Origin of the sequence: Rhizobium sp. Root274 (assembly GCF_001429245.1) — a bacterium.
In the GTDB taxonomy this organism is placed as follows: domain Bacteria; phylum Pseudomonadota; class Alphaproteobacteria; order Rhizobiales; family Rhizobiaceae; genus Allorhizobium.
The window spans coordinates 15,927-40,397 of record NZ_LMJE01000011.1; the positions used below are offsets into that span (position 1 = coordinate 15,927).

The 24,471-nt window shown below is 60.0% G+C and carries 24 protein-coding genes and 1 pseudogene; 18 read left to right on the forward strand and 7 right to left on the reverse strand.

All coding sequences use genetic code 11. The features are described 5' to 3' along the window. Nucleotides 1–259 precede the first annotated feature (259 nt). The 3 genes and pseudogenes from ASE36_RS20485 to ASE36_RS20495 all read left to right on the forward strand — a co-directional run. Nucleotides 260–1,918 (forward strand): annotated as a pseudogene (locus tag ASE36_RS20485) (methyl-accepting chemotaxis protein); the annotation flags it as partial. 88 nt (nt 1,919–2,006) lie between these two features. After that, nucleotides 2,007–4,298, forward strand: a complete 2,292-nt coding sequence (locus ASE36_RS20490) for a putative bifunctional diguanylate cyclase/phosphodiesterase (protein WP_062284584.1) — start codon at nt 2,007–2,009, stop codon at nt 4,296–4,298. Between the two features lie 180 nt (nt 4,299–4,478). Beyond that, on the forward strand, nt 4,479–4,697 hold the full coding sequence (locus ASE36_RS20495) for a hypothetical protein (RefSeq protein WP_062284587.1): 219 nt from the start codon (nt 4,479–4,481) through the stop codon (nt 4,695–4,697). 80 nt (nt 4,698–4,777) lie between these two features. On the opposite strand, the gene ASE36_RS20500 is transcribed toward ASE36_RS20495, so the two are convergent. Continuing rightward, complete coding sequence (locus tag ASE36_RS20500) at nt 4,778–5,764, reverse strand: LacI family DNA-binding transcriptional regulator (protein WP_162255306.1); 987 nt, start codon at nt 5,762–5,764, stop codon at nt 4,778–4,780. A gap of 127 nt (nt 5,765–5,891) precedes the next feature. Here ASE36_RS20500 and ASE36_RS20505 point away from each other — a divergent pair, with 127 nt between their 5' ends. Genes ASE36_RS20505 through ASE36_RS20515 form a run of 3 tightly spaced genes read left to right on the forward strand, consistent with a single transcriptional unit; the run spans nt 5,892 to nt 8,661 of the window. Beyond that, nucleotides 5,892–6,383 carry a TRAP transporter small permease gene (locus ASE36_RS20505; RefSeq protein ID WP_062284592.1) on the forward strand — a complete coding sequence of 164 codons (492 nt, stop codon included), beginning with the start codon at nt 5,892–5,894 and terminating at the stop codon, nt 6,381–6,383. Beyond that, nucleotides 6,380–7,660, forward strand: coding sequence for a TRAP transporter large permease subunit (locus ASE36_RS20510; RefSeq protein WP_062284594.1), 1,281 nt, complete (start codon nt 6,380–6,382; stop codon nt 7,658–7,660). The genes ASE36_RS20505 and ASE36_RS20510 overlap by 4 nt, the downstream gene beginning before the upstream one ends. 26 nt (nt 7,661–7,686) lie before the next feature. Beyond that, complete coding sequence (locus ASE36_RS20515) at nt 7,687–8,661, forward strand: DctP family TRAP transporter solute-binding subunit (protein ID WP_062284598.1); 975 nt, start codon at nt 7,687–7,689, stop codon at nt 8,659–8,661. A 55-nt stretch (nt 8,662–8,716) separates the two neighbouring features. On the opposite strand, the gene ASE36_RS20520 is transcribed toward ASE36_RS20515, so the two are convergent. The 5 genes from ASE36_RS20520 to ASE36_RS20540 form a co-directional block, all read right to left on the reverse strand. After that, nucleotides 8,717–9,706, reverse strand: coding sequence for a LacI family DNA-binding transcriptional regulator (locus tag ASE36_RS20520; RefSeq protein ID WP_244474817.1), 990 nt, complete (start codon nt 9,704–9,706; stop codon nt 8,717–8,719). Nucleotides 9,707–9,785: 79 nt separating this feature from the next. Next, nucleotides 9,786–10,121 (reverse strand): hypothetical protein, encoded by a 336-nt coding sequence (locus ASE36_RS20525; protein ID WP_062284603.1) that lies wholly within the window; start codon nt 10,119–10,121, stop codon nt 9,786–9,788. Then, nucleotides 10,118–11,005 (reverse strand): NAD(P)-dependent oxidoreductase, encoded by an 888-nt coding sequence (locus ASE36_RS20530; RefSeq protein ID WP_062284605.1) that lies wholly within the window; start codon nt 11,003–11,005, stop codon nt 10,118–10,120. The genes ASE36_RS20525 and ASE36_RS20530 overlap by 4 nt, the downstream gene beginning before the upstream one ends. Next, complete coding sequence (locus tag ASE36_RS20535) at nt 11,005–11,499, reverse strand: gluconokinase (RefSeq protein WP_062284607.1); 495 nt, start codon at nt 11,497–11,499, stop codon at nt 11,005–11,007. The genes ASE36_RS20530 and ASE36_RS20535 overlap by 1 nt, the downstream gene beginning before the upstream one ends. Then, nucleotides 11,496–12,251, reverse strand: coding sequence for an SDR family oxidoreductase (locus ASE36_RS20540; protein WP_062284609.1), 756 nt, complete (start codon nt 12,249–12,251; stop codon nt 11,496–11,498). The genes ASE36_RS20535 and ASE36_RS20540 overlap by 4 nt, the downstream gene beginning before the upstream one ends. 97 nt (nt 12,252–12,348) lie before the next feature. On the opposite strand from ASE36_RS20540, the gene ASE36_RS20545 reads away from it, so the two are divergent. Genes ASE36_RS20545 through ASE36_RS20555 form a run of 3 tightly spaced genes read left to right on the forward strand, consistent with a single transcriptional unit; the run spans nt 12,349 to nt 15,253 of the window. Beyond that, nucleotides 12,349–13,296: a 2-hydroxyacid dehydrogenase gene (locus ASE36_RS20545; RefSeq protein ID WP_062284611.1), complete on the forward strand. Its 948-nt coding sequence runs from the start codon at nt 12,349–12,351 to the stop codon at nt 13,294–13,296. Then, nucleotides 13,296–14,330, forward strand: coding sequence for an L-idonate 5-dehydrogenase (locus ASE36_RS20550; protein WP_062284614.1), 1,035 nt, complete (start codon nt 13,296–13,298; stop codon nt 14,328–14,330). The genes ASE36_RS20545 and ASE36_RS20550 overlap by 1 nt, the downstream gene beginning before the upstream one ends. Before the next feature lie 32 nt (nt 14,331–14,362). Then, a complete protein-coding gene (locus ASE36_RS20555; RefSeq protein WP_062284617.1) occupies nt 14,363–15,253 on the forward strand; it encodes an SMP-30/gluconolactonase/LRE family protein in 891 nt (296 codons plus the stop codon). A 15-nt stretch (nt 15,254–15,268) separates the two neighbouring features. Here ASE36_RS20555 and ASE36_RS20560 read toward each other — a convergent pair whose 3' ends face one another. Then, nucleotides 15,269–16,264 (reverse strand): LacI family DNA-binding transcriptional regulator, encoded by a 996-nt coding sequence (locus tag ASE36_RS20560; RefSeq protein ID WP_062284620.1) that lies wholly within the window; start codon nt 16,262–16,264, stop codon nt 15,269–15,271. A 151-nt stretch (nt 16,265–16,415) separates the two neighbouring features. On the opposite strand from ASE36_RS20560, the gene ASE36_RS20565 reads away from it, so the two are divergent. The 9 genes from ASE36_RS20565 (at nt 16,416) to ASE36_RS20605 (ending at nt 24,467) form a co-directional block, all read left to right on the forward strand. Beyond that, entirely contained in the window at nt 16,416–17,909 is a 1,494-nt protein-coding gene (locus ASE36_RS20565) for a sugar ABC transporter ATP-binding protein (RefSeq protein WP_062284623.1), read from the forward strand. A gap of 8 nt (nt 17,910–17,917) precedes the next feature. Continuing rightward, nucleotides 17,918–18,940 carry an ABC transporter permease gene (locus ASE36_RS20570; RefSeq protein ID WP_062284625.1) on the forward strand — a complete coding sequence of 341 codons (1,023 nt, stop codon included), beginning with the start codon at nt 17,918–17,920 and terminating at the stop codon, nt 18,938–18,940. Between the two features lie 28 nt (nt 18,941–18,968). Further along, nucleotides 18,969–20,057 carry a substrate-binding domain-containing protein gene (locus ASE36_RS20575; RefSeq protein ID WP_062284627.1) on the forward strand — a complete coding sequence of 363 codons (1,089 nt, stop codon included), beginning with the start codon at nt 18,969–18,971 and terminating at the stop codon, nt 20,055–20,057. 76 nt (nt 20,058–20,133) lie between these two features. Beyond that, entirely contained in the window at nt 20,134–20,562 is a 429-nt protein-coding gene (locus tag ASE36_RS20580; protein WP_062284630.1) for a GlcG/HbpS family heme-binding protein, read from the forward strand. 252 nt (nt 20,563–20,814) lie between these two features. After that, nucleotides 20,815–21,825, forward strand: a complete 1,011-nt coding sequence (locus ASE36_RS20585; protein WP_062284632.1) for an IS30 family transposase — start codon at nt 20,815–20,817, stop codon at nt 21,823–21,825. A gap of 54 nt (nt 21,826–21,879) precedes the next feature. Further along, complete coding sequence (locus ASE36_RS20590; RefSeq protein ID WP_062284635.1) at nt 21,880–22,095, forward strand: helix-turn-helix transcriptional regulator; 216 nt, start codon at nt 21,880–21,882, stop codon at nt 22,093–22,095. Nucleotides 22,096–22,403: 308 nt separating this feature from the next. Beyond that, nucleotides 22,404–22,574 carry a hypothetical protein gene (locus tag ASE36_RS22900; protein WP_062284637.1) on the forward strand — a complete coding sequence of 57 codons (171 nt, stop codon included), beginning with the start codon at nt 22,404–22,406 and terminating at the stop codon, nt 22,572–22,574. Nucleotides 22,575–22,765: 191 nt separating this feature from the next. Further along, a complete protein-coding gene (locus ASE36_RS20600; RefSeq protein ID WP_062284909.1) occupies nt 22,766–23,797 on the forward strand; it encodes a DUF3991 and toprim domain-containing protein in 1,032 nt (343 codons plus the stop codon). A 64-nt stretch (nt 23,798–23,861) separates the two neighbouring features. Then, nucleotides 23,862–24,467: a DUF1419 domain-containing protein gene (locus ASE36_RS20605; RefSeq protein WP_062284639.1), complete on the forward strand. Its 606-nt coding sequence runs from the start codon at nt 23,862–23,864 to the stop codon at nt 24,465–24,467. Nucleotides 24,468–24,471: the final 4 nt, after the last annotated feature.

Here is a 24,471-nt window from a genome sequence, read left to right on the forward strand (position 1 = left end):
TCCCGCATGCATAACGTTCATGGGACGGTGATAGCGCGACCATGTTTCCATCGATAGTCCCGCCAAATTGATAAGCGTCAAGAAACAGGCATAACAAAATTTCTCAAGGTTCTTAAAAACTAATCACTTATTAAGCGACGGCTGCAATTATCTCCACGTTAGCGGGGGCTTACCGTCATTTCCTATCGCAGTTTTGCGGTTTCAAATCCTCGGCAGGCACCGATCAATTCTCTGATGTGAGACCTGATGGGGGCGTCCTATGAAACTTTTCGGCCTGGAGCTGGCCTTCGACGCACGTGCTCAAATTGAAGCACTGCACAAGTCACAAGCGGTGATCGAGTTTGATCTCGACGGTAAGATCCTTTACGCAAACCAGAACTTCTGCAAGGCGCTCGGATATGATTTAGCGGAGATAGTCGGCCGTCACCACAGTCTATTTGTTGCCACGGAGGAAGCTGGCTCACTGGAATACAAGGCTTTCTGGCAACGTCTGCGCGAAGGCCGCTATAATCAGCAGCAATACAGGCGGATGGCCAAGGGCGGGCGAGAGATATGGATCGAAGCCACATATAACCCGATCTTGCGCAATGGTAAGCCGTACAAGGTGGTGAAGTTTGCGACCGACATCACAGAGCAGAAAAAGAAAGCTGTAGATGACGCTGGCAAACTTGATGCGATTTCTCGCTCTCAGGCTGTCATTGAATTCAGTCCTTCCGGAGAAATTCTCACCGCCAATTCGAATTTCTGCCACGCAATGCGATACGAGCTGTCCGAGATCGTTGGCAAGCATCACCGTATGTTCTGCGATCGGACCTATGCGGCGACGCCTGAATATGCCGAATTCTGGAGCAAGCTCGCCGCGGGAGAATTCGTTGCCAATGAATTTCTAAGATATGGAAAGGGGGGGCGAGAAGTCTGGATCCAGGCAGCATACAATCCCATTGTCGACCTCACCGGCAAGGTCGTGAAAGTGGTCAAGTTCGCCACGAATGTCACGGAACGTATGGGGGACATCGATCAGCTTGGAAGAGGTTTGAAATCGCTGTCTTCGGGAGATCTTCTTGCTGAGCTTAGGAAGCCATTTGTCCCTTCCATGGAGGCTGTACGACACGACTTCAACCATACCGTCGAGAAGCTGCGAGAGGCTCTGATGCGGGTCTCCGGAAACGCAGGCGCTATCGCTGCCGGTTCTGAGGAGATACGGCAAGCGGCTGACGATCTTTCGAGACGTACAGAGCAACAGGCTGCTTCTGTTGAGGAAACGGCAGCCGCGCTGGAACAGATCACCACCACCGTTGCTGATTCCAGTCGCCGGGCAGAGGAGGCCGGGAAACTTGTTGCGACAACACGCGCCAACGCCGAGCACTCGGGTGCTGTCGTTACGCAAGCGGTTGAGGCGATGCATGGCATAAAATCGTCTGCAGACGAAATTTCCAACATTATCGGCGTCATCGATGAGATCGCGTTCCAGACCAATCTGCTCGCGCTTAATGCCGGTGTCGAAGCAGCACGAGCAGGGGAAGCCGGTAAGGGATTTGCGGTAGTGGCTCAGGAGGTAAGGGAGCTCGCGCAACGGTCTGCTAAGGCCGCCAAGGAAATTAAGGCTCTCATCACCGCGTCCGGACAGCAGGTTAAAGCAGGCGTCGATCTGGTTGCCAGAACAGGTGAGGCGCTACGCGAAATCGTTTTGCAGGTGCAACAGATCAATCTGAACGTCGATGCCATTGTCGAAGGGGCAAAGGAGCAGGCCACGGGACTTCAGGAAATCAACAGAGCGGTGACCGCCATGGATCAGGGCACACAGCAAAACGCCGCAATGGTGGAGCAATCAACCGCCGCAAGTCATGGCTTGGCCAAAGAAGCCGACCTGCTGTTCCAGCTTATGGCGGAGTTTAGATTTGACGGTAACTCCAGCCCCAATCGCCGGCCCTTGGAGACTGCAGCTGCCTGACTGCGCTCTAAGCCTCATTCAACAACCGTTGATCGCGACCGAAGAAAGAACCGGCATGAATACCAGAGCCGTCGTGAGCCGATCTGGCCCAACGTCCTATCCTCTTGCAGCCAATGAGGCTGATCGGCTGCGATGCCTGCAACAGCTCGACATCCTGGACACGGGGACAGACCCTGCGTTCGAACATATCGTTGATCTGGCGAAGTCCATCTTCAACGTGCCAATCGTGCTCGTATCCTTGGTGGACGAGCACCGGCAGTGGTTTAAGGCGCGTCGTGGACTTGAGGCAAATGAGACGAAGAGGGAGCTAGCCTTTTGCAACTACACGATCCTGTCGGACGAGATCCTTGTCGTTGAAGATTCCCTTGTTGATGAGCGATTTGCGCAAAACGATCTCGTAACGGGCTCGCCAGAGATAAGATTTTATGCGGGTTGCCCACTCGAGATGCAGGATGACATGAACGCGGGCAGTCTCTGTATCATTGATCGGATACCGCGCGTCCTGAGCGATCGGGAGCGTCTTCAGCTGCGGTTGTTGGGAGATGCTGCGGCGGCTTTGCTTAAACAATATCGCTCTACCCGTAAGATGCGCGATCTGTCGGTGGAACTGGCACGCGCAGGAGATGTCGTCGAGCGTCAGAGACAAAGCCTGGACGCGCAGAAGCGCTTGCTCGACTGTGCGTCCGACCTCGCTAAGGTTGGCGCATGGGAAACGGACTGTGAGACTGGAGAGATGGTCTGGAGCGACGGGATGTACGTGCTCCACGAGATCGATCGAACGTTTGTCCCGTCAGTCGCCTCACTTGCCCAATTTTATCCACCGGAAGAATTCCGCCGCCTGACGAGACTCGTCACTGAATCGCAGATATCTCATAAACCCTATGTGTTCGAAGGGCAAATGATTACCGCGAAGGGCAATCGCCGATGGGTGCGGGTTTCTGGCCACGTCGAACTCCGCGGTGGAGTAGCAGCCCGCAGATACGGGATGAAACAGGATATTACCGACGAGAAGGCTGCACTGGAAGAAGTTAAGCGGCTCGCCGAGCGTGACCCTTTGACAGGCTTGCGCAACAGAGCGCAGCTCATGGCCCGCCTCAGTGACATCAAGATGCGGGGCAACCCGGTGTGCTTGATCCTGCTCGACCTGGATGGATTCAAAGATATTAACGATACCTTGGGTCACGCAGCTGGAGATGAGTGTCTCCGGGAGATAGCAAGGCGTCTCGATACGGTCTCGAGCGAGGGGCGTCTTCTCGCCAGGATTGGGGGCGACGAGTTCGCCATTGTAATCGAGGGAACTGTCGACCGAGACGAAGTTGACCGCATTGCCACCAAAATGTTGGACTTGGTCTCGGCACCCCTGGCCTTCAACCGTGCTTCTTTTCGCTGCAGTACATCGATCGGTGTTGCTCTCCACCAAGGCGATCATGCGCTGGATGAGGTCGACCTGATGAGTGGTGCAGATCTTGCGCTTTACAGCGCCAAGGCGGACGGGCGCAACCGCCATCGCTATTTCGAGCCGGCAATGCAAGTTCTGGCGGACGAGAGAGTAAAAAGCATCGAGGCGATCGATGGTGCGCTCAAGGCAGAGGAGCTCGAGCTCCACTACCAGGCCAAGGTTTGTCTAATGACGGGGGAGGTAGCTGGCTACGAAGCCTTGTTACGCTGGAACAGCACCGAAGGCGTTCGGGGACCCTCTAGCTTTCTGCCCGCCTTGGAAGATCCGCGCTTGTCTGCCGACATCGGTGAGTTCGTTTTAAAAGCGGCTCTGGATCAGGCTATGGTTTGGCGCGACGAAGGATACGCTTTCGGATCCATAGCCATTAACGTGGCGCAGAGCCAACTTCGAGACCAGCGGTTCGCAGATCGGCTCCTGGAGGAGCTGCAGATCCGAAGGCTGAGCCCTCACCATTTGCAGCTTGAGGTAACCGAAAATGTCTTCCTGCAACGCGGCTCGGATGCGATCTTTGAAGTATGTTCTAAGCTTCGTGAGGCAGGTGTCCTCATTGCGCTTGATGACTTCGGGACCGGGTTCGCATCACTCACCCATCTCCTGGATTTTCCGCTATCCATCATCAAAATCGATAGGACTTTCATCGCACGGCTCGGAACGCAGTCTGGGGTGACCGGACTAGTCAAGGCGATTGCGGACATAGGGTTGAGCCTTGAGATCGACCTCGTAGCCGAAGGTGTCGAAAATGCCGAACAAGCGGATTTCTTGAGAGCTGTTGGATGCCGTTTCGCGCAAGGCTTCTACTTCCATCGACCCGAGCCTGCGGCTGTAATCGACCGGGGAAAGAGCGTATGGCTTCCCACATCAGATGGACAACCTTTGAGCAGTCCATGATCCGGCAAACGAGAATAGGCGTAGTGCTGTCCGAGCGTCAAAACCCGATCTGCAAGGTCGCCTTTTCGCCGAACCTGAAACAGGGACCGCGTCATCTCAAACGACCTCCGCAAGATAAAGATTAATGCAGCACAATAGTCCGACGCTGTTCCTCGCGAACTCTTTCCCCATGCCCACCAGATGATCCTCAAAGTCGCTCAAAAATTGAAGGCACCGCTAAGGCCTGACGATCTTGCACTTCTGCAGAGTGCTCTCGTTAAGGTCTGTGAGATCCGCCATCAGGAAATCACCTCTCCACAAGCAGAAGAGAATGCGAAGGTCTTGATAACGCTGTTCCAAAGCGGCATTCGCAACAGATATCAGCTTGTAGCTATGCTGACCGGCAGAAAATTCCCGTGAAAGACAGATAATGAGATAACACTTCGTGGCCGGCCGCCGGACTTTTTGGGGTCTTAATCCGTTCAAGGCCAGTATTTGCGTCACTTATTGGCCAACACGGTATTGCCTGCAGCCAGGTTGATTTCGACCAGTTCAACAGTTCCCTCTGAACCAGGGATAGGGGTCGCTAAAGCGGCAGTCGCTGCCCGACGGCCAATTTCCATGAGCGGCACTTCAATGCTCGACAGGCGTGTGGTGAGCGAACTCAGAAGGGCGGTGCCGTTGAAGCCGTTGACGGAGACTTTGCCTGGAACGGCGATCTCCGCCTCGAGCAGGTACCGGAGGCCACCGATCGCCATGGCATCGTTCAGGTAGTGGATTGCCTGGGGCACTTCCCTTTGTGCGACAAGCGCTTTTGTCAGGACGTAGCCGGTCTCAGTGCTGCGCGGAAGGCTTGGATCCGTTTTCAGCTCGAGGGTAACGCCATGCGTCGCCAATAAACTGCTGTAACCTTGAAGCCTGGAGGCCGCACAGAGATCGCGGGACAGTTGAGAACCCACATAGGCGCAGCGGGTAAAGCCTGCGCTGAGGAAGCTCTGCGCTGCCAACCTGCCTGCCTTAAGGTGTGAGAGCCCGACTGTAGCGTCTAAGTCTGGGTTGTCGCCATCCCACAAGTGTACAACGCGTAAGCCTGCCCGGCGCAGGAGACGCTTGGTGCGTTCGTCGCGCGCAATACCTCCTGTCAAAATCAGGGCAGCCGGCTTCATCGTTAGCATCATGTGGACGATGCGAAGCTCGTTCGCTGGGTCGAAGAAACTTTCCCCGATAAATGCGGTGTATCCCTTATTATTCAGGACCTCATTTATGCCAGCCAACACGCCGGCGAAGACCTGATCGCCGATCGAGGGAATAACAATTCCGATCAGCGAGCTCGTTTGCGAAGACAGTGAGCCAGCCAAGCGGTTTGGAACATAGCCCAGTTCATCGGCAATGCGGGAGACCCGGTCGCGCGTTTCACTCGCGATACGGCCGGTTCCACGCAGCACTTTTGAGACCGTCATGCTGCTGACGCCGGCAGCCTTGGCCACGTCGGCGATCGTGATCGTGCGAGGGAAATGCGGGACTTGACTCATAGCAATGTTATCGATACCAATTTGGGTTAACGATAACCCATTATCGGGTTTTACGCAACGTGTCTTCGGGGAGGAGGATCTCATGCGACGTCTGTTTCAGGCGATCTGGTCGATGATCGACATCCTTATGGCGGTCATTCTGGCAGCGATGATCGCGCTTGTCTTTGCCAATGTGGTTCTGCGCTACGGCTTTTCGTCGGGCATACGACAGTCGGTCGAGTTGGCCCGATTGTGGTTCGTCTGGATCGTGATGCTGGGTGCTGCCGTCGTCTTGCGCCGTGGTGAGCATCTCGCCGTGGCCGAATTTTCCGAAGCGATGATGCCGAGGGCCGTTCCCATCCTCCGCCGGCTTTGCTGGGTCGTGGTCATGGTTGCTGTCGGCATGCTGTTCATCGGCGCGCTTAACCAGACCATCGCGAACTGGAATAACCTGTCGCCTCTGACAGGGTTGCCGTCCGGTCTCTTTTATCTCGCGGGCGTCGTCTCGTCTGTTTTGATGGCTTCGATTGCCATCGTCCGCTTCATCGATCCGATGAGCATAGATGCTCGCATTCCGGAGGACACCAAGGAATGACTCTTATCCTGTTCCTCGGCGTTCTGTTCGTCGCGATCCTTGCTGGGCTTCCCGTCGCCTTTGCCCTCTTGCTTTCTGCCATGGCGCTCATGCTGCATGTGGGCACGTTCAGCCCCGATATCCTGGCCCAAGGGCTGATCAACGGCGTGGACAGCTTTCCGCTGCTCGCCATCCCATTCTTCCTCGTCGCCGGCGAAGTCATGTCCAAGGGTGGCCTTTCGGAGCGCATCGTCCGGCTCGCCATGACGCTTGTCGGGCACAAGCGCGGTGGCCTAGGCTATGTTGCCATCCTGACCGCGATCGTTCTGGCCGGACTATCCGGGTCAGCCGTTGCCGATGCGGCCGCCCTTGTGGCGATCCTTTATCCCATGATGCGCAAGGCCGGTTATCCGGAAGGTCGAAGCCTCGGCCTCCTCGCCTCGGGTGGCATCATCGCGCCGATCATTCCTCCGTCTCTGCCGCTGATCCTGATCGGTGTTGCCGGCAATATCTCGATTGCCAAGCTGTTCATGGCCGGTATCGCGCCGGGGTTGATGATGGGCGTGACGCTCATGGTCGTCTGGTCCTACATCATGCGCAACGAACAGATCGACACCCTTCCAAAGGCGAGTGGCAAGGAAAGACTGGCAGCCCTCAAGGACGGTATCTGGGCGCTGCTGCTGCCGGTCATCATCATCGGAGGCATTCGCTCCGGTGCCTTCACGCCTACCGAAGCTGCCGTGGTAGCCGCAGTCTATGCGATCATCGTGTCAACGGTCGTCTATCGCGCCCTGACCTGGAAGATCCTGCTCGAAGTGCTGGTAACGGCTGGTCGTTCGACTGCTATGGTGATGTTCCTTGTCGGTGCAGCCATGGTCGCCGCCTGGCTGATCACCGTCGCCCAACTGCCGCAACAGCTGGCCGAGATGCTGCAACCCCTCATCGACAGCCCGCGGCTGCTGATGCTGGTCATCATGTTGATCGTGCTTGCTGTCGGCATGGTGATGGACCTGTCTCCGACCGTTCTGATCCTGGTGCCGCTGTTCATGCCGGTGGTGAAGATGGCGGGTATCGACCCGGTCTATTTCGGGCTGATGTTCATCCTCAACTGCTCGATCGGCCTTCTGACACCCCCAGTCGGAACCGTACTCAACGTCATCTGCGGGGTTGGACGCGTGCCGATGAGTGTGGCGGTGCGTGGCGTTGTGCCGTTCATATCTGCCTATGCGGCGCTGCTCGGCCTTTTCATCATCTTTCCGCAACTCATTACCGTTCCCGCCAACTTCCTTGGCGGCTGAGACTTCATAACAGGGAGGAGCCTGACATGAAAATCTTTAAAGTGCTTGGACTGGCAACCGCAATCGCCTTTACCGGCGTTTCGGTTCATGCCGAAACAGAGCTGAAACTTGCTCATGCCGCGCCTGATACCGATCTGCAGCAGACACTCTCCGTGTTCTTCAAGGAGCAGGTCGAAGCGCGCACGAACGGCTCGGTCAAGGTCACCATCTTCCCGCAGGGTCAGCTCGGCAACGATCAGGCGATGATCGACGGAGCCCGTTCCGGGATCATCGATATCGTGATGACGGGCCTCAACAACCTGACCGGGCTAGTGCCGGATGCCGGTGCCTTTGAGCTGCCCTTCATGTTCCCCAACCGGGAACTTGCCTACAAGGTCCTCGACGGGGAAGTTGGGCAGGGTGTATCCGCTCAGTTCACCCAGCATGGTCTGAAAATGCTGGGCTATCCGGAAAACGGCTACCGTAACATGACCAACAATCGCGGTCCGATCCGCGTTCCGGCTGATGTCTCCGGGCTCAACATGCGCGTGAATAACTCCAAGGCCCTGAACGACATGTTCGCGGCACTCGGCGCCAATCCGACGCAGTTGCCGGTCGCCGAACTCTACACGGCGCTTGAGACGGGTGTGGTCGATGCCCAGGATCATCCGATCGGCATCGTCCTGTCCTTCAAGTTCAATGAGGTTCAGAAGTATCTGAGCATCACGCAGCATGCCTATTCGGCGCTGGCGCTCGCTATCAACGATGCCAAGTTCAACGGCCTGACCGCTGACGAGCAGAAGGTGATCCTCGACGTGGCCGCCGAAGCCATCGCCATGCAGCGCAAGCTGGCGCAGGAGAAGGAGGCATCGATGATCGCCGAGCTTCAGGCCGCCGGCATGGAGGTCAACACGGACGTGGATGCCGCTGCCTTCCAAGCTGCCGTCAAGCCGGTCTGGGATGGCTATACTGCGGCGAATGGCGACGCGGTCGTCAATGCGGTGCTGGCCACGCAAAAGTAAAGACTGAAACTGGCGAAGAGAAAGGGCGCATAATCAGCGCCCTTCTTTCATGCCATTACGGGCTCGATTGGCGACGCATCAGGATGGGTTCCAGAGCAATGGTCGCGGGGCCTGCCTGCGTGCCATCCAGAACATCAAGGATGAGCTCGGCCGCGCGTTTGCCGATCTCGCGAGGCAGCGGGTTAATCGTGGTGAGTGACGGCACGCAGATCCCGGCGATCTCGTAGTCGCCGAAGCCGGCGACAGCGATCTGACTGGGCACATTCACACCGCGCCTCTGGCATTCCGTCAGGGCACCAAAGGCTGACAGATCGGATACGCAGATGACGGCCTGTGTGTCCGGCAGCGTGTCCAGCAAACGGCCCATGGCGTCTGCGCCTTCTCTCATGGAAATGGGCGGTGTGCCGGCCGCGATGAGTCGATCGGGATCCAGGCCATGTGCCTGCATGGCCGTGATGAAGCCCGCCCGGCGATCCGTGCCACGGGTGTCGCGATCGGCATCGCCGCCGATGAAGGCAATCCGGGTGATCCCGACCGACACGAAGTGGTCGACCATGGAGCGAACCGCAGCCGCGTTGGAGAAGCCGACGACATGGCCGACAGGATTGTCGGGCAGATCCCATGTCTCGATGACAGGTATGCCTGCGTTTTCCAACAGACGCCGCGTCCGAGGGGTGTGGCGCCCGCCCGTAACGACGATCGCCTCCGGGCGACGGCGCAGCAGCTGTTCGACCAGTCGCTCTTCTTCCTGGATGTCATAATCCGTATAGCCGAGCAGGATCTGCAGGCCGCGGTCCTTCAGCCCCTCCGACAGGCCGCGCACCGTATCGGCGAAGTTGGCGTTGTTGATCGAGGGGATCGTCACGGCGACAAAATCGGTGCGTTGCGAGCGCAGGTTCGCGGCGGTGCTGTCGAAGACGTATCCGAGCGTATCGGCGGCTTCGAGGATGGCACTGCGCGTCGCATCGCTCACCGAGGCGTCGCGCTTGAACGCCCGGCTCACCGTCATTGGCGAGACGCCCGCAAGGCGGGCGACGTCAGCCATGGTTGGTGCTTTGCGGGGCGTGCTCATACCATTTTGTTATCGTTATCTCTGGCGAAAATCCAGTCTCTGCAGGCTTAGCTCACAGGGGCGCGTATTCATGCGCCGTTGTGACGTGATGATGGATCGAGCCAGTGAAGAAGCGCGCCAGGACGGACTCCGTCGCGGCTCTTGCCTCGGTGCGAACGGGGCTTGCAAGGGCAGCGTCCACGCTTGGCAGATCAGGATAGCTGATGGCCAGGATCATCGGATATTCCGGTGCGCCCTCATCGCGGCTTTCGGCGAAGGTGACGCGGACAGAGAGGGCCCCGGGGAACTGGCGCCACTTCGGCAGGATTTCGGCGAGGACAGCGGCGCGGAAAGCCTCGGTCTGTCCTTCATGGATCTTGCCATCGAACAATGCGTAGCGGGTGATCATCGGGCAATCTCCTTGTTGGGTCCCTTGAAATATTCCATCAATGCGGCCTGATCCTCGCCACCGAGTCCGGCAGCCGTCAGCACGCGATGCACTTCGGCGCAGATCGCCGTGAGCGGCATCGAGGTGTGGGTGAGCCGTGCCAGATCCTGGGCGGCGTTGAGATCCTTGACCATGTTGTCGATGCGCCCGGTGCGGCGGTAATCCCTGCTGGCGAAGCGCGGCATGTATTCCTGCAGCAGTGCGCTGTCGGCGCGGCCACCTTTGAGCGCCTGCGGGATCTTTTCGACATCGACGCCGGCTGCCTCGGCGAGCGCTGTCGCTTCGGCCACGGCGAGAAAGCCGAGGCCGCAGAGCACCTGGTTTATCATCTTCGTCGTCTGCCCGGCACCCGGGCCGCCCATATGGGTCTGGTTGCCGGCGAGCTTCGACAGGATGTCTTGCGTTTCCTGCACGTCGGGTTCGGCGCCGCCCTGCATTAGGGTAAGCTCGCCGGTCGCGGCCTTCGGAATGCCGCCTGATAATGGGCTGTCGACCCAGCGCAGACCCTTTGCTTTAGCGTCCGCGGCGAGTGCTTTTGTCGTCTCCGGGTCGATCGAGGACATGTCGATGATCAGGGTGCCGGGTTTTGCGCCTGCCGCCACACCCTCAGGCCCAAAGACTGCGGCGCGGACGATGGCGGCAGAATTGAGTGACAGGATCACGGCCTTTGCCGGGCTCGCCGCATCTGCTGCCGACGAAGCCGCAGCGGCACCCTTGGCGACAAGAACTGCGATTTTCTCCGGGTCGCGATCGTAGACGATGAGATCGGTTCCCGTTTCGGCAAGGCGTGCGCCGATGGCACCGCCCATGGCGCCGGCCCCGATCAGGGCGATCTTGTGTGTCATTAAGGGCTTCCTCCGAGATTAGACAGGACCTCGCCGAGGATGCTTGCCATAGGCTGGTCGATCGTCACTTCGATGGCTTCGTCCGGTCCCGGTCGCTCCAGGGTGGCGAACTGGCTGTCGAGCAGTGACAGGGGCATGTAATGGCCGGCCCGCGTCGCCATGCGAGCTGCGATGAGATCCCGGTCGCCGGCGAGATGGACGAAACTCACCTCGCCGCCGGCGCCGGCGCGAATTCTGTCGCGGTAAACGCGCCGAAGCGCGGAGCAGCCGATGAGCAACGGCGCCTCATTCCTGAGGGCTGCAGCAATCCGATCGAGCCAGGGCCAGCGATCGTGATCGGTGAGCGGTATGCCGGCCCGCATCTTCTCGACGGCTTCGGTGCTGTGGAGATCGTCGCCGTCGCGGTAGGGGATATGGAGCTGTTCGGACAGAGCGGCGCCGACGGTCGACTTGCCGCAGCCTGCCACTCCCATGATGACCAGACGCAAGCTCATAGCGATGCCGTGATCCCACCGTCGACATAAAGGATATGTCCGTTGACGAAGCTCGACGCATCGGAGGCGAGGAAGATGCATGCACCCTGCAATTCCTCGACCTTGCCCCAGCGGCCGGCCGGCGTGCGTTTTTCGAGCCAGGCGGAGAAGGTCGGATCGGCAACCAGGGCTGCATTGAGTGGCGTGTCGAAATAGCCGGGTGCAATCGCGTTGCAGTTCAGGCCGTGCTTGGCCCAGTCGGTGGCCATGCCCTTGGTCAGGTTGCCGACCGCGCCCTTGGTCGCTGTGTAAGGGGCAATCGAGGGGCGGGCGAGGGCAGTCTGGACGCTGGCGATATTGATGATCTTGCCACGACCACGGCCGATCATGTGGCGGGCAACCGCCTGGCCGACATGGAAGACGCTGGCGATATTGGTCTGCAGCAGACGTTCAAAGGCGTCGGCGGGGAAGTCTTCAAGCGGGGCGCGATGCTGCATGCCGGCATTGTTGACGAGGATGTCGATTACCCTGCCGGAGGCTTCGTAGGCATCGACGGCCGCGCGCACGGAGTTGTGGTCAGTCGCGTCGAAAGCGAGCTGGTCGGCGCCCTCGATACGTGCAGCCGCGTCCTTGAGTTTCGTCGCGTCACGACCGTTGAGGGCGATCTCAGCACCGGCGGCCTTCAGACCCTCTGCCAGCGCAAAGCCGATCCCTTGCGAGGATCCCGTAATCAGAGCGCGCTTGCCCTTCAGGTCGAACAGGTTCAGTGCCACGGTTTACTTCCTTCAGTTTCGCTCTCGACAAGCGTCAGATGATTTGTATATGTTATCGATAACAACTGAAAGTCAAGCATCCCTGGGGAGAGACATCGTGACCAAGCCCGACATCCTGCAGATCGGCCCTTATCCGGACTGGGATCAGGTGCCGCTGGAGCAAAGCTTCCATATGCATCGCTATTTTGAGGCCGCTGACAAGGCTGCTTTCCTGGCGGAAGTTGGTCCGAAGGTTCGGGGTATTGCGACCCGTGGCGAGCTCGGAGCGAATGCTTCTGTTATCGCTGCCTGCCCCAATCTCGAAGTCATCTCGGTCTATGGCGTCGGTTTCGATGCGGTTGATCTTGGCGCCTGCCGGGAGCGCGGCATTCGGGTCACCAACACGCCCGACGTGCTGACGAATGACGTTGCTGATCTCGGGGTCGCCATGATGCTGGTCCAGTCACGCGGGATGATCGGTGCTGAAGCCTGGGTGAAGGATGGGTCCTGGGCGGCCAAGGGGCTTTACCCTTTGAAGCGTAAAGTCTGGGGGCGCAGGGCAGGGGTGCTCGGTCTCGGGCGGATCGGCTATGAGGTCGCCAAACGTCTTGCCGGTTTCGACATGGAAATCGCCTATAGCGATGTCTCGGCAAAGGATTTCGCCAGGGATTGGGAATTCATCGCCGATCCCGTGGCGCTCGCCCAGCGTTCGGACTTTCTCTTTGTGACGCTGGCGGCTTCCGCGGCGACCCGACATATCGTTGGTGCCAAGGTAATCGAGGCGCTGGGGCCCGAGGGCATGCTGATCAATATCAGCCGCGCCTCCAACATCGATGAAGAAGCCCTTCTCAACGCGCTTGAGACCGGCGAGCTCGGTTCGGCGGCCCTCGATGTCTTCGAAGGCGAACCCAATCTCAATCCGCGCTTTCTGTCGCTGCCGAATGTGCTGCTTCAGCCGCATCATGCCAGCGGGACCATCGAGACCCGCAAGGCGATGGGCAAGCTCGTCCGTGACAATCTCACCGCGCATTTCGCCGGTGAAGCCCTCCTCACTCCGGTGCTCTGATGAAAGCCATCGTCATTCATGCCGCCCGTGATCTCAGGATCGAAGATCGCCCGGTGGAAGACCCTCAAGCCGGCCAGCTGCGACTGAGCCTTGCGACCGGTGGGATCTGCGGTTCGGACCTCCACTACTACAATCACGGCGGCTTCGGCGCGGTGCGTCTGAAGGAGCCGATGATCCTTGGACATGAAGTCTCGGCACGGGTCGAGGCCATCGGGCCCGGTGTCTCCGGCTTCGAGATCGGGCAGCTTGTGGCCGTTTCGCCCTCGCGGCCCTGCGGCCAGTGCCGCTATTGCGGCGAGGGATTGCAGAACCAGTGCCTCAACATGCGCTTCTACGGCAGCGCCATGCCGTTCCCGCATATTCAGGGCGCCTTCCGGGAAAGTCTGGTGGCAGAGGCGTATCAATGCGTTGACGCGACGGGTCTTTCTGCCGGCGAGGCCGCGATGGCGGAACCGCTGGCGGTAACCCTGCATGCCACGACGCGCGCGGGCAGCCTGTTCGGCAAGCAGGTTCTGGTCACCGGCTGCGGACCGATCGGCGTGCTCTCCATCCTTTCGGCGCGCCGGGCTGGAGCCGCAGAGATCGTTGCCACCGATCTTTCCGATTTCACGCTCGCGCTTGCGGCGAAGGTCGGGGCTGACCGCGTCATCAACACGGCGAAGGAGCCGGATGCGCTGTCGGCCTATGCAGGCGACAAGGGCACATTCGATGTGCTCTATGAGTGCACGGGCGTCGCCGCAGCATTGGCCGGCGCCATTCCGTCGCTCAGACCGCGGGGCATCATCCTGCAGCTTGGACTGGGGGGCGACATGACGCTGCCCATGATGGCAATCACGGCCAAGGAGCTCGAACTCAGAGGCTCTTTCCGGTTCCATCAGGAATTTGCCATCGGCGTCGAGCTGATGCGCAAGGGTTTGATCGATGTGAAGCCGCTGATCACGCATACGGTGTCGCTGGCCGAAGCCGGGAAGGGTTTTCTGCTCGCCTCGGATCGAAGCCAGGCAATGAAGGCGCAGATTGCGTTTTCAGCTTGAGTGCGGCGACTGTTGACGGAGGAGCATCAGCCATGTCGTTTTTCGAAGTCGTAGATCCGATCTTCGCCACCTATGTGCTTGGCAATGCGCCGGTAAAGCGGCTCGCAACCGGTTTCGACTGGACGGAAGGGCCGGTCTGGTTCGGTGATGCAGGCTGCCTGCTGTTTTCCGACATTCCCAACAACCGCATCGTCCGCTGGACCGAGGATGGCGTGACCACCTATCGCCAACCTTCGAACTATGCGAACGGCCACACCCGGGACCGGCAGGGCCGTCTCGTCAGCTGCGAACATGGAACGCGCCGGGTGACGCGCACCGAATGGGACGGGTCGATCACGGTCATCGCCGACGGCTACCAGGGCAAGCGGCTCAACAGTCCGAATGATATCATCGTCGCACCCGACGGTGCCATCTGGTTCAGCGATCCGCATTACGGGATCATGACGGACTATGAGGGGACCAAGGCGGAGCAGGAGCTGCCTTGCTCGGTCTATCGGGTTTCACCGGATGGCGAGATCGAGGCTGTGATTACCGACATGCAGGGACCGAACGGCCTCGCCTTCAGCCCGGATGGCAGCCGTCTCTATGTCGCTGATACGGGGCAGATGTTCTCCGCCGATCCACAGCATATCCGGGTTTTCGACATGGTCGATGGCCGGCCGAAGAATGGTCGGGTCTTCCACGTCGTCACGCCCGGCTGCGCCGATGGCATGCGGGTCGATACGGACGGAAACCTTTGGTCATCAGCGGCCGATGGCGTTCACTGCATCGCACCGGACGGACATCTGATGGGCAAGATCCTGGTTCCGGAGATGGTGTCTAACATCTGCTTCGGCGGTCACTCGAAGCACCGGCTCTTCATCACTGCGACCACCAGCCTCTACTCCGTCGTCCTCAACCGCCGGGGCATCCAGACACCCTGAAGTCTGCTTGCCGGTTTAGACCGTCTCGCCTGGCACGAGCCTCGTCGGCACGAAGGTGATGGTCTGTACGGACTCGCCCTTCAGCTTCGCGACCAGTGCCTCGGCCGCCGCCTTACCGATGCTGGTCGTCGGCACAACGGTCGTGGTCAGGCGCTTCTGCAGGATGGAGGCCGCTTCCATGCCGCCCCAACCGGCAATGCCGATGTCTTCGGGTACCCTCAGTCCACCCGATTGACAGAAGGCAAGGCCGCCGATCGCCATCTCGTCATTGTGGAAATAAACGACATCGAAGTCGTTCTTTCGGCTGAGCAGGGTCTCCAGGCCATAGTAGCCGGCATAGAAGCCCGGCGCATCGTGCAGCATTTCGGCATCGACAAGCGGATGTCCGGCACGGGCAAGTGCGTCGTGAAACCCTTCGAAACGCGCCTGTCCCATCACGTCAGATCGGGCAAGCGCGCCGACATAACCGGCCTTTCGGCGACCACGCGCGAGGAGATGCCGGGCCATTTCTGCGCCGCAGTCGGCATGGGAAAAGCCGACCGCCATGTCGATAGGGCTCGTCGTCAGATCCCAGATTTCGACAACGGGCACGGCCGCACTGCGCAGGAGCTCGATCGTTCCCGCCGTGTGGTGGCGGCCTGAGAGAATGAGGCCTGCCGGACGCCAACTGACCACCTGCCGGATCCAGGCTTCTTCCTCCGACATCGAGTGATCATTGGCGCCGATGATCAGCTGGTAGCCGAGGCGACCCAGCGCCCGGTCCACGCCATCCAGCACATGGCCGAACAGGCCCGAGGTCAGGCGCGGTACACACATGCCGACCAAGGTTTCAGCCTGGTCTGAGCCAAAGGCGGCGGCAAGGCGGTTCGGCACGTAGCCCAGTTGCGCCGCAATCTCGATCACCTTGCGACGTGTCTGGTCGGAGAAACCTGACCCGTCGCGCAACACGCGGCTCACCGTCATCTTCGACACGCCAGCGGCGCGGGCAATATCCTCGAGGTTGGCTTTCATCTGGACATTTGACCCACGGTGCCACGGTAAACGACGCAGTTCATGTTATCGATAACTTTCGACTTGACTCAGTAAAACTTGAAGATAGGTTAACTACGTTACCGGTAACCCTGACGCAAGATCTGGACCGGCCTGGGAGGAGAGACACAGCATGCAACCGTCCGCAGACGGCCTGCTTTTCGATCGAATCGTGAAATCCTTTGGTGGCACGCAGGCCCTCAAAGGTGTTTCGCTGAAGGTCGAGCGTGGCGAAATCGTCGCCTTGCTCGGCGAGAACGGAGCCGGCAAGTCGACGCTCATCAAGGTCCTCGGCGGCATCCACCGTCCCGACGAGGGTGGCGTCTTCATCGATGGCGTGCCTTACGCCCATGAGGCCGGCAAGGCCGGCGGCCAGAAGGTCGCCTTCATCCACCAGGATCTCGGTCTGATCGAGTGGATGAGTGTTGCCGAAAACATTGCCTTGTCGCTTGGCTATGTGAAGAAGGGCCGTCGGATCGACTGGTCCGCGACCGAAGATGTTGCCGACAAGGCACTCGCACTGGTCGAGGCCGATTTTTCAGCAACTGCGCGGGTCTCCAGTCTCACTCGAACGCAGAAATCCCTGGTCGCCATCGCCCGCGCGCTTGCCGCCGATTGCGATTACCTTGTGCTCGACGAGCCGACCGCCAGCCTGCCAGCCGATGAGGTGGAGCGGCTGTTTGCAGCCCTCCGTCCGCTGAAAGCCCGCGGCGTCGGCATGATCTATGTCAGCCACCGGTTGGATGAGATTTTCCGTATCGCCGATCGGGTCGCCGTGCTGCGCGACGGGCAGATGGTCGGGATGCGTTCGATCGAACATACGACGCCGGAGGAACTGGTCGGTCTTATCGTTGGCAGAAAAGCGCGCGAGATTGCCCGGCCTGCCATTCTTGAAGGGCCGGCGATCCTCAAAGTTTCAAGTCTCGCAACAGGTGCAGTCGGCCCTGTCAGCTTCGAGATCCGGCGCGGCGAGCTGCTGGGTCTTGCGGGCCTTCGCGGGGCCGGTCACGAGGATGTCGGTCGCGCCCTTTTCGGCCTCATCCCGCATGCCGGCAAGATTGCGCTGAACGGCGTTGCGCCAGACTTGAAAGACGCCGGTGCCGCGATGCGCTCGGGCATCGGCCTCGTGGCGCGAGACCGTATTGCCGAAAGTGTTGCGCCGGGCCTCTCCATCCGAGAAAACGCGTTTCTAAATCCCTCGGCCACGGGGCGACGTCTGCTCAGTCTGCTGTCGCCTAAGACCGAAGATGAACTCGCCCATGGACTGGGCCGCCGTGTCGGCCTCTCGCCCAATGATCCGACGCTCGCCATCGAGGCGCTGTCGGGTGGCAATCAGCAGAAGGTTGTCGTTGGACGCTGGCTTGATTCTGGTCGCCGGCTGCTGATTGCGGAAGATCCGACCGCCGGCGTCGACGTCGGGGCTAAAGCCGAGATCTATCATCTTCTCTATCAGGCTCTTGCAAGCGGCATGGGCGTCCTCGTGGTGTCCACCGATTTCGAAGAGACTGCCAATATCTGCCATCGCGCCATCGTCTTCAGCCGCGGCCTGCCCGTGGCCGAGCTGAGTGGCGTCGAACTGTCAACTGAATCCCTGATCCAGGCCGCATCGGCCGGTGAAGCCGCCTGAGGACCGCCATGCCCGGTATCCAATCCAACGCTGTTGAACCCACCAAGGACGAATTGCGGGGCCTGTCGCCCGTTCGCAAGCTCGTGCGCCTCGCGCCCACCTATGGTCTCGTCATCCTGATGTTCGGCCTGATCCTGTTGTTCTCGATCCTTTTGCCGACCACATTCCCGACCATGCTCAACGTCAGAGCCATCCTGTCAGACAAGGCGATCATTGCTCTTCTGTCGTTGGCGGCGATGATCCCCATGGTCGCCGGACGAATCGACCTTACGGTCGGCTATGGCATCGTGCTCTGGCATATTCTGGCGATCAGCTTACAGACGCTCTACGGCTTCCCCTGGCCTGTTGCCGTTGCCATCGTGCTTGTGCTTGGTGTGGTGATCGGCGCGCTCAATGGTCTCCTGGTCGAGGTTGCGCGGATCGACAGCTTTATCGCAACCCTTGGTACGGGCACTATCCTGTATGCCCTCGCGCTCTGGCATACCGGCGGCCGCCAGATGGTCGGCGCGCTTCCAGATGCCTTCTATGCGATCAACGGCACTTTCGTTTTCGGCCTGCCGATCACCGCGCTCTACGTGCTGGTCATCACCTTCGTGCTCTGGGTTGCGCTGGAATACACGCCGATCGGTCGGTACCTCTACGCCATCGGCGCCAATCAGCGGGCGGCCGAACTCAACGGCATTCCGACGCGCAAGTTCGTTATCGGCGCGTTTGTCACATCCGGCCTGATGACGGCACTCGCCGGCGTGTTGCTCGCTTCGAAGCTGCGCATCGGCCAGGCCTCGGTTGGTCTGGAATTCCTGCTGCCGGCGCTTGTCGGCGCCTTCCTCGGCTCGACCACCATCAAACCCGGACGCGTCAATGTCTGGGGCACCATCGTCGGCGTGATGATCCTCGCCGTCGGTATTTCCGGCATCCAGCAATTCGGCGGCAGCTTCTGGGTCGAGCCCCTGTTCAACGGCACGACACTTCTGATCGCCATCGGGATCGCCGGTTACGCGCAAAGAAAGAAAGGCGCGAAGTCGAAATAAGTCCATTCAGCTACTTTGGGAGGAAACCATGCTGAAGAGAGCCCTAGCCGTATCGATCCTGGCGCTGACGGCCGCCATGCCTGCCTATGCCGACGCGATTTCAGACGCGATGGCAGAAGTCCAGAAATATGCCGGTGAAAAGACGACCTGGGACGGCCCGACCAGCGGCCCGACCGCGGCCGCTGCCAAGAAGGTCGTCGTGCTCGCAGCCGACATGAAGAATGGCGGCATCCTCGGCGTCACCAACGGCATCCAGGAAGCCGCTGCCAAGATCGGTTGGGAGGTTACCGTTCTTGATGGCGCCGGTTCCGTGCAGAGCCGTGCCGGCGCCTTCGGTCAGGCGTTTGCGCTGAAGCCCGATGGTATCATCATCAACGGCTTCGATGCCGTCGAGCAGCAGGCAGCCTTGAAGCAGGCCTGCGATGCCGGCATCCCGATGGTCAGCTGGCATGCCGGCCCGGTCATCGGTCCTGATCCGGCCAATTGCCTGTTCGCCAATGTCTCGACCGACGCCATGGAAGTCTCGGCCGCTGCCGCAAAATGGGCCTTTGCTGATGCCGGTGGTAAGCCGGGCGTCGTGATCTTCACTGACTCGACCTATGCGATCGCCATTGCCAAGGCGGACAAGATCAAGGAAACGATCGAGAAGCTCGGCGGCACGGTGCTCGAATATGTCGACACTCCGATCGCCGACACCTCGAACCGCATGCCGACGCTGACGACCTCGCTTCTGCAGAAATATGGCGCCAGCTGGACGCATGCGCTGGCGATCAACGACATCTATTTCGACTTCATGGGGCCGAGCCTGGCGGCTGCCGGCATTCCCGGTGATGGTGCGCCCAAGGCCGTTGCCGCCGGTGACGGTTCCGAGTCCGCCTATCAGCGCATCCGTTCCGGCCAGTATCAGGCGGTGACGGTGGCCGAGCCGCTCAACCTGCAGGGCTGGCAGTTGATCGACGAGCTGAACCGTGCCGTAAGCAAGGTCGAATGGTCGGGTTACACCTCGCCGCTCCATGTCGTCACCAAGGCCAACATCAGCTCTGATGGTGGCGACAAGAACATCTTTGATCCGGGCAATGGTTACCGCGACCAGTATGCCAAGATTTGGGGCAAGTAAGCCTGCTCCTGCGCGGCCGGTGCGGGCACCTCCGTGCCGGGCGCGACGACGTCACATTAACTTAGGAAACGAGCCCATGAGCAGCTTCTTTGAGCCTTCGGCGCAACTGACGGACAAGGGCGTGCTCGCCATGCTGCAGGCGGCTATCGACGCAGCCTCTGCGATGGGCCAGCCGCAATGCATTGTCGTCGTCGATCAGAGTGGCGTCGTGCTCGGGTCCTTTCGGATGAAGGGTGCGCGATTTCTTTCCTTGAAGAGTGCCCTTGCCAAGGCTCGCACCGCCGCTTCCATAAATGCGCCTTCGACGGCCATTCCAGAACAGGCACGTCTTCTGATTTCCGGTGCGACCCAGGGCGAGGTAACAGGACTGAAGGGCGGTCTTCCCATCCGCTTTGACGGGGTTCTGGTTGGCGGTATCGGCGTTGGTTCGGGGAGTGGTAATCAGGACGAGGATGTGGCACGTGCTGCGCTCGAAGCTATCGGTGCTGACGCCCTGTCGTCCTAATTTGGATCGAGCAAGCACCCCTAGTCCTTCGGGAGCTGTCGGGAAACAGGTAGCAGCCGCATCGCCCAGCGTTGACTAAACGCGCATCGCCTACACGGGGTGGACTGTGAACGAGGCGATAAGCCAGAAGAAGTTTGTGTTTGAGTTCCATAATTTAGCTTATGCGATCTTCGGATGTAGGGGGGGTGGGTTCAAGGATGAAGTGCGACTTGCGAATGATGCCAATGGGTTGTCACTCGCAAGGAGAATGCAATGGAACGCACCTACTCCCACATTGACCTCGATGAACGTCGCAAGATTGCCCGCTGGAGAACCGCTGGGCTAAGTGTCGAAGTGATCGCCGAAAAGCTTGGCCGACATCGCTCGACGATCTTTCGTGAGATCAAGCGCAACATGTTCGTCGACAAGGCCGTTCCTGATCTCAGTGGTTACTACTGCGTGACGGCCCATGACATGGCTTGCGAACGACGCGCCAAGCTCCGTAAGTTGGTGCGCTTCTCGAATGTTCGGCAGTCAGTTATCGACCGCATCAAACATGGTTGGTCGCCGCAGCAGATCGCTGGCCGGATGCGTTTGGAACGGCACCCGATCTCGGTCAGTCACGAAACGATCTACAAGTTCGCATATTCCGCGGACGGACACGCAATCAAGCTTTGGCGGCACCTGCCGGAGCATCGCGCTCGACGGCGCCCACGACATGCAAGACGCAAGCATGGTCAGAGGTTTAGCCCTGAACTGAACATCCTGCGGCGCCCGGATGCTGTTGCTGATCGCCAGCAGTTTGGTCACTGGGAATGCGACCTGATCCAGTTCCGGAAGAAGTTTGGGAAAGCCAATGTGACCTCGCTTGTGGAGCGGGTCAGCCGCTTTGCTATCTTCCTGCGCAATAACGATCGGCAGTCCCGGCCGGTCATGAACGGACTTGTGCAAGCGCTACAGGCGCTGCCCCACCTCGCCCGCCGCTCGATCACGTTCGACCGCGGCACAGAGTTCACAGACTGGCCTTATCTGCAAGCCAGCATTGGCACGCAGACATGGTTCTGCGACCCGCAATCGCCCTGGCAGAAAGGCACGGTCGAAAACACCAACAGGCGAGCGCGAAAATGGCTTTCGAGAGAGGTCGATCCCTTATCCGTAACCGACGCGGAACTGATCGCGATCTGCAATCAGCTCAATGAGACTCCGCGTAAATGCCTGGGATACAGGACACCGGCAGAAGTCTTCCGCAAGAAACTGCTCGCACAGCTGAGGCATGCCGGATAGCTTCGCCCTGCCCGCAAGTCGCGTTTCAGCATGAACTCACAACATGGATGATTCATGAAAACGACCATGCTTTCGCCCTTGGAAAAGATGTGCCTTCGGTGGGTGTCCATGGGCAAGACTCACGCCGAAATCGCCCTGTTGGAGGGGAAAAGCGTCACCGAGATCGAACTTTGCCTGGAACGCGCGGTAGTCGTGCTCGACGCGAAGTCCGTCGAGGAGGCCATTGTGAAGGCGAGCGGTCGGTCGAGGTTGAGCAGTCAGCCAACGTGATCAGCGGACAGCCAGTAGCGCACCCATTGATTCGAAGACACCAGTGATCGGCCGCTGAACGAAGGCGAGGAGTTGGCACCGACGACGAAAATCGTGCGGAAAATCTGAGCCCCAAACGGAAGCAAGCCAATCCCGCTCTCTTGTGATGGCGTCCTGGCCCGGCTCCGGATCTTCCACGATCAACCCGCGAGGGGTCCGCTAGCGCTGCTGCGGCCGCTTCCGCTTCGCGTCGCGGTGATCGCGCCCGTCCCCGGGCCTTTTGAGGAGCCATCGAGCGGGAATGGCCCGCTCCCGAAGGAGCCTCTCACATGTCGCACGACCTTTCCCTCGCCCAGTCTCACGGTTTCCAGCTCTCTCGCGACCTGATGGTCCCTGTCACCCTCTTCTCTGTCGACGGCGAATACGGCGTCCTGCCGTCCGACGAAATCGACGCCGACGACGATCTTGAGATCGTCCACGAATACACGCCTTGGCATTGAGCCGGGGCGTGGCCCTCGGGCGTGCCGCTTGCGAGCGGCAGGCCGCAAGGGAGGCTTCGCCGCGGCTGGCCTTGCATAATTCACCAGATTGTCAGCCGCGCCCTTGCGGCCTTTGCTCTTCGCGGCCGCTGAAGCTGCGGATGGATAAAGCTGACGAATTGGAGGCGATCGCTGCCGCGATCGAAAGAAAAATGGAGAGACGAGAGATAGAGGTGCTACGCGACAAGGTAAGCTGCGCCGCGGTGCTGGAAGAGGCCGGTTTTGCTGTCGATGCCAAGGAAAGCACCCGGCGGGCGGTGAAGTTTCGCCGTGGCGGAGAGATCGTCATCGTTACGCATGAAGGGCGAGGATGGTTCGATCCGCTCAGCGACGCCAAAGGCGATGTCTTCGGGCTCGTGCAGCATCTCGATCCCGTCGGCTTCCTGGAGTGCGTGGAATGGGTTGCAGATCTCGTCGGGTTTGGCCTTTCCAGGCCTGAGTGGCAGCCACACCCGTCCGACGACCTATCCGACGTTTCTCTTTCCGATCGTTGGCAGGCGCGCCGCCGCCCTTGGCCAGGCTCATCGACATGGCGCTACCTACGCGACGAGCGCTGCCTGCCCGCAGCCTTCATTCGTGCGGCGATCAAATGCAACGTTCTTCGCGAAGGACCGCAGGGGAGCATGTGGGCCGCCCATACGAACGCCGAAGGCGACATCACGGGCTGGGAGGCGCGGGGTCCGCAATATCGCGGCTTTGCCTCTGGAGGTAAAAAGGTCCTCTTCCGCCTCGGTACTGACACTGCAGTACGCCTCGCCGTTACCGAAGCCGCGATCGACGCCATGAGTCTTGCGGTACTTGAGGGATTGCGTGACGGCACGCTTTATCTCAGTACCGGTGGCGGATGGTCGCCGACCACGGAGGCAGCGTTGCGGGAGTTAGCCCTGGAGCCTAGTGTCCAGATGGTTGCGGCGACGGACGCCAATCCGCAGGGCGATATGTTTGCCGACCGGTTGCGGGCGATTGCTGACGATGTGGGCTGCGACTGGACCCGGCTTCGCCCACCCGCGGACGATTGGAACGAGGTCCTGAAAATCCGGGAGAAGGAAAAGAGGGAGAGGAAAGAAGGAGGAGGCATGCCGCATGCGCGCCGCCCGCGTCAAGGGAGGCTTCGCCCGGCGGAGCCGGCCCTTGACCCAGACGGTCGCGATGCCGGCGGCAGCCAAGGGGTCATGAAGGACTGAAGAGGAAGGCAAGGTCGAAAGGACAGTGCTGCGCTTCGGTCCGAAACCTCCAAAGGAGCCGCAGATGAACCCCTCTCCCGATATCCGAAAAGTCTTCCAGGGCGTCGCAAACCGACCGCAGATGTTCCGCATGTTCGACCGTCATCATCAACGGCCCAACCGCTGGGACGGCGATGCAACGCCGCTCTACGCCGGCGAATGGTTCGAGATCGGCGAGACCGAACACGACTATATGTTCGAAATCCTGCCGCCGCTCTGGATCCGCGGCTCGATGTTCGCGATGCGCGAGTTCCTCACCGGCTCGGTCACCAGCGTCTTCTTCGCGCTCCGGATCGACGAGGCGATCCGCTTCTTCCACGGCTATTGCGACCTTTCCGATCATGCGTCCGTCGAGACGATGCGCGTTGCGATCATCGAGCGTGAGAGCCGGCCGGTCCGCGCCATGACGCGCGCCGAACGCCTCGAGCATATCTGGAGCAGTACGGCGGACGACTATCGCGGCCATGCCGGCGAGCGCTGGCCAGAGGCCTCGCGCGGCGGGCGCACCGTGATGCTCTACGGCGGGAAAGGCGGCACGTTTCTGAAGCTGCTGGAAGACCTCAGCGACGACGAGATCGTCGCCAAGCTACCGGTACAACTGCGTCACCTCCCCCCGCCGATCGCGGCTTGAGAGG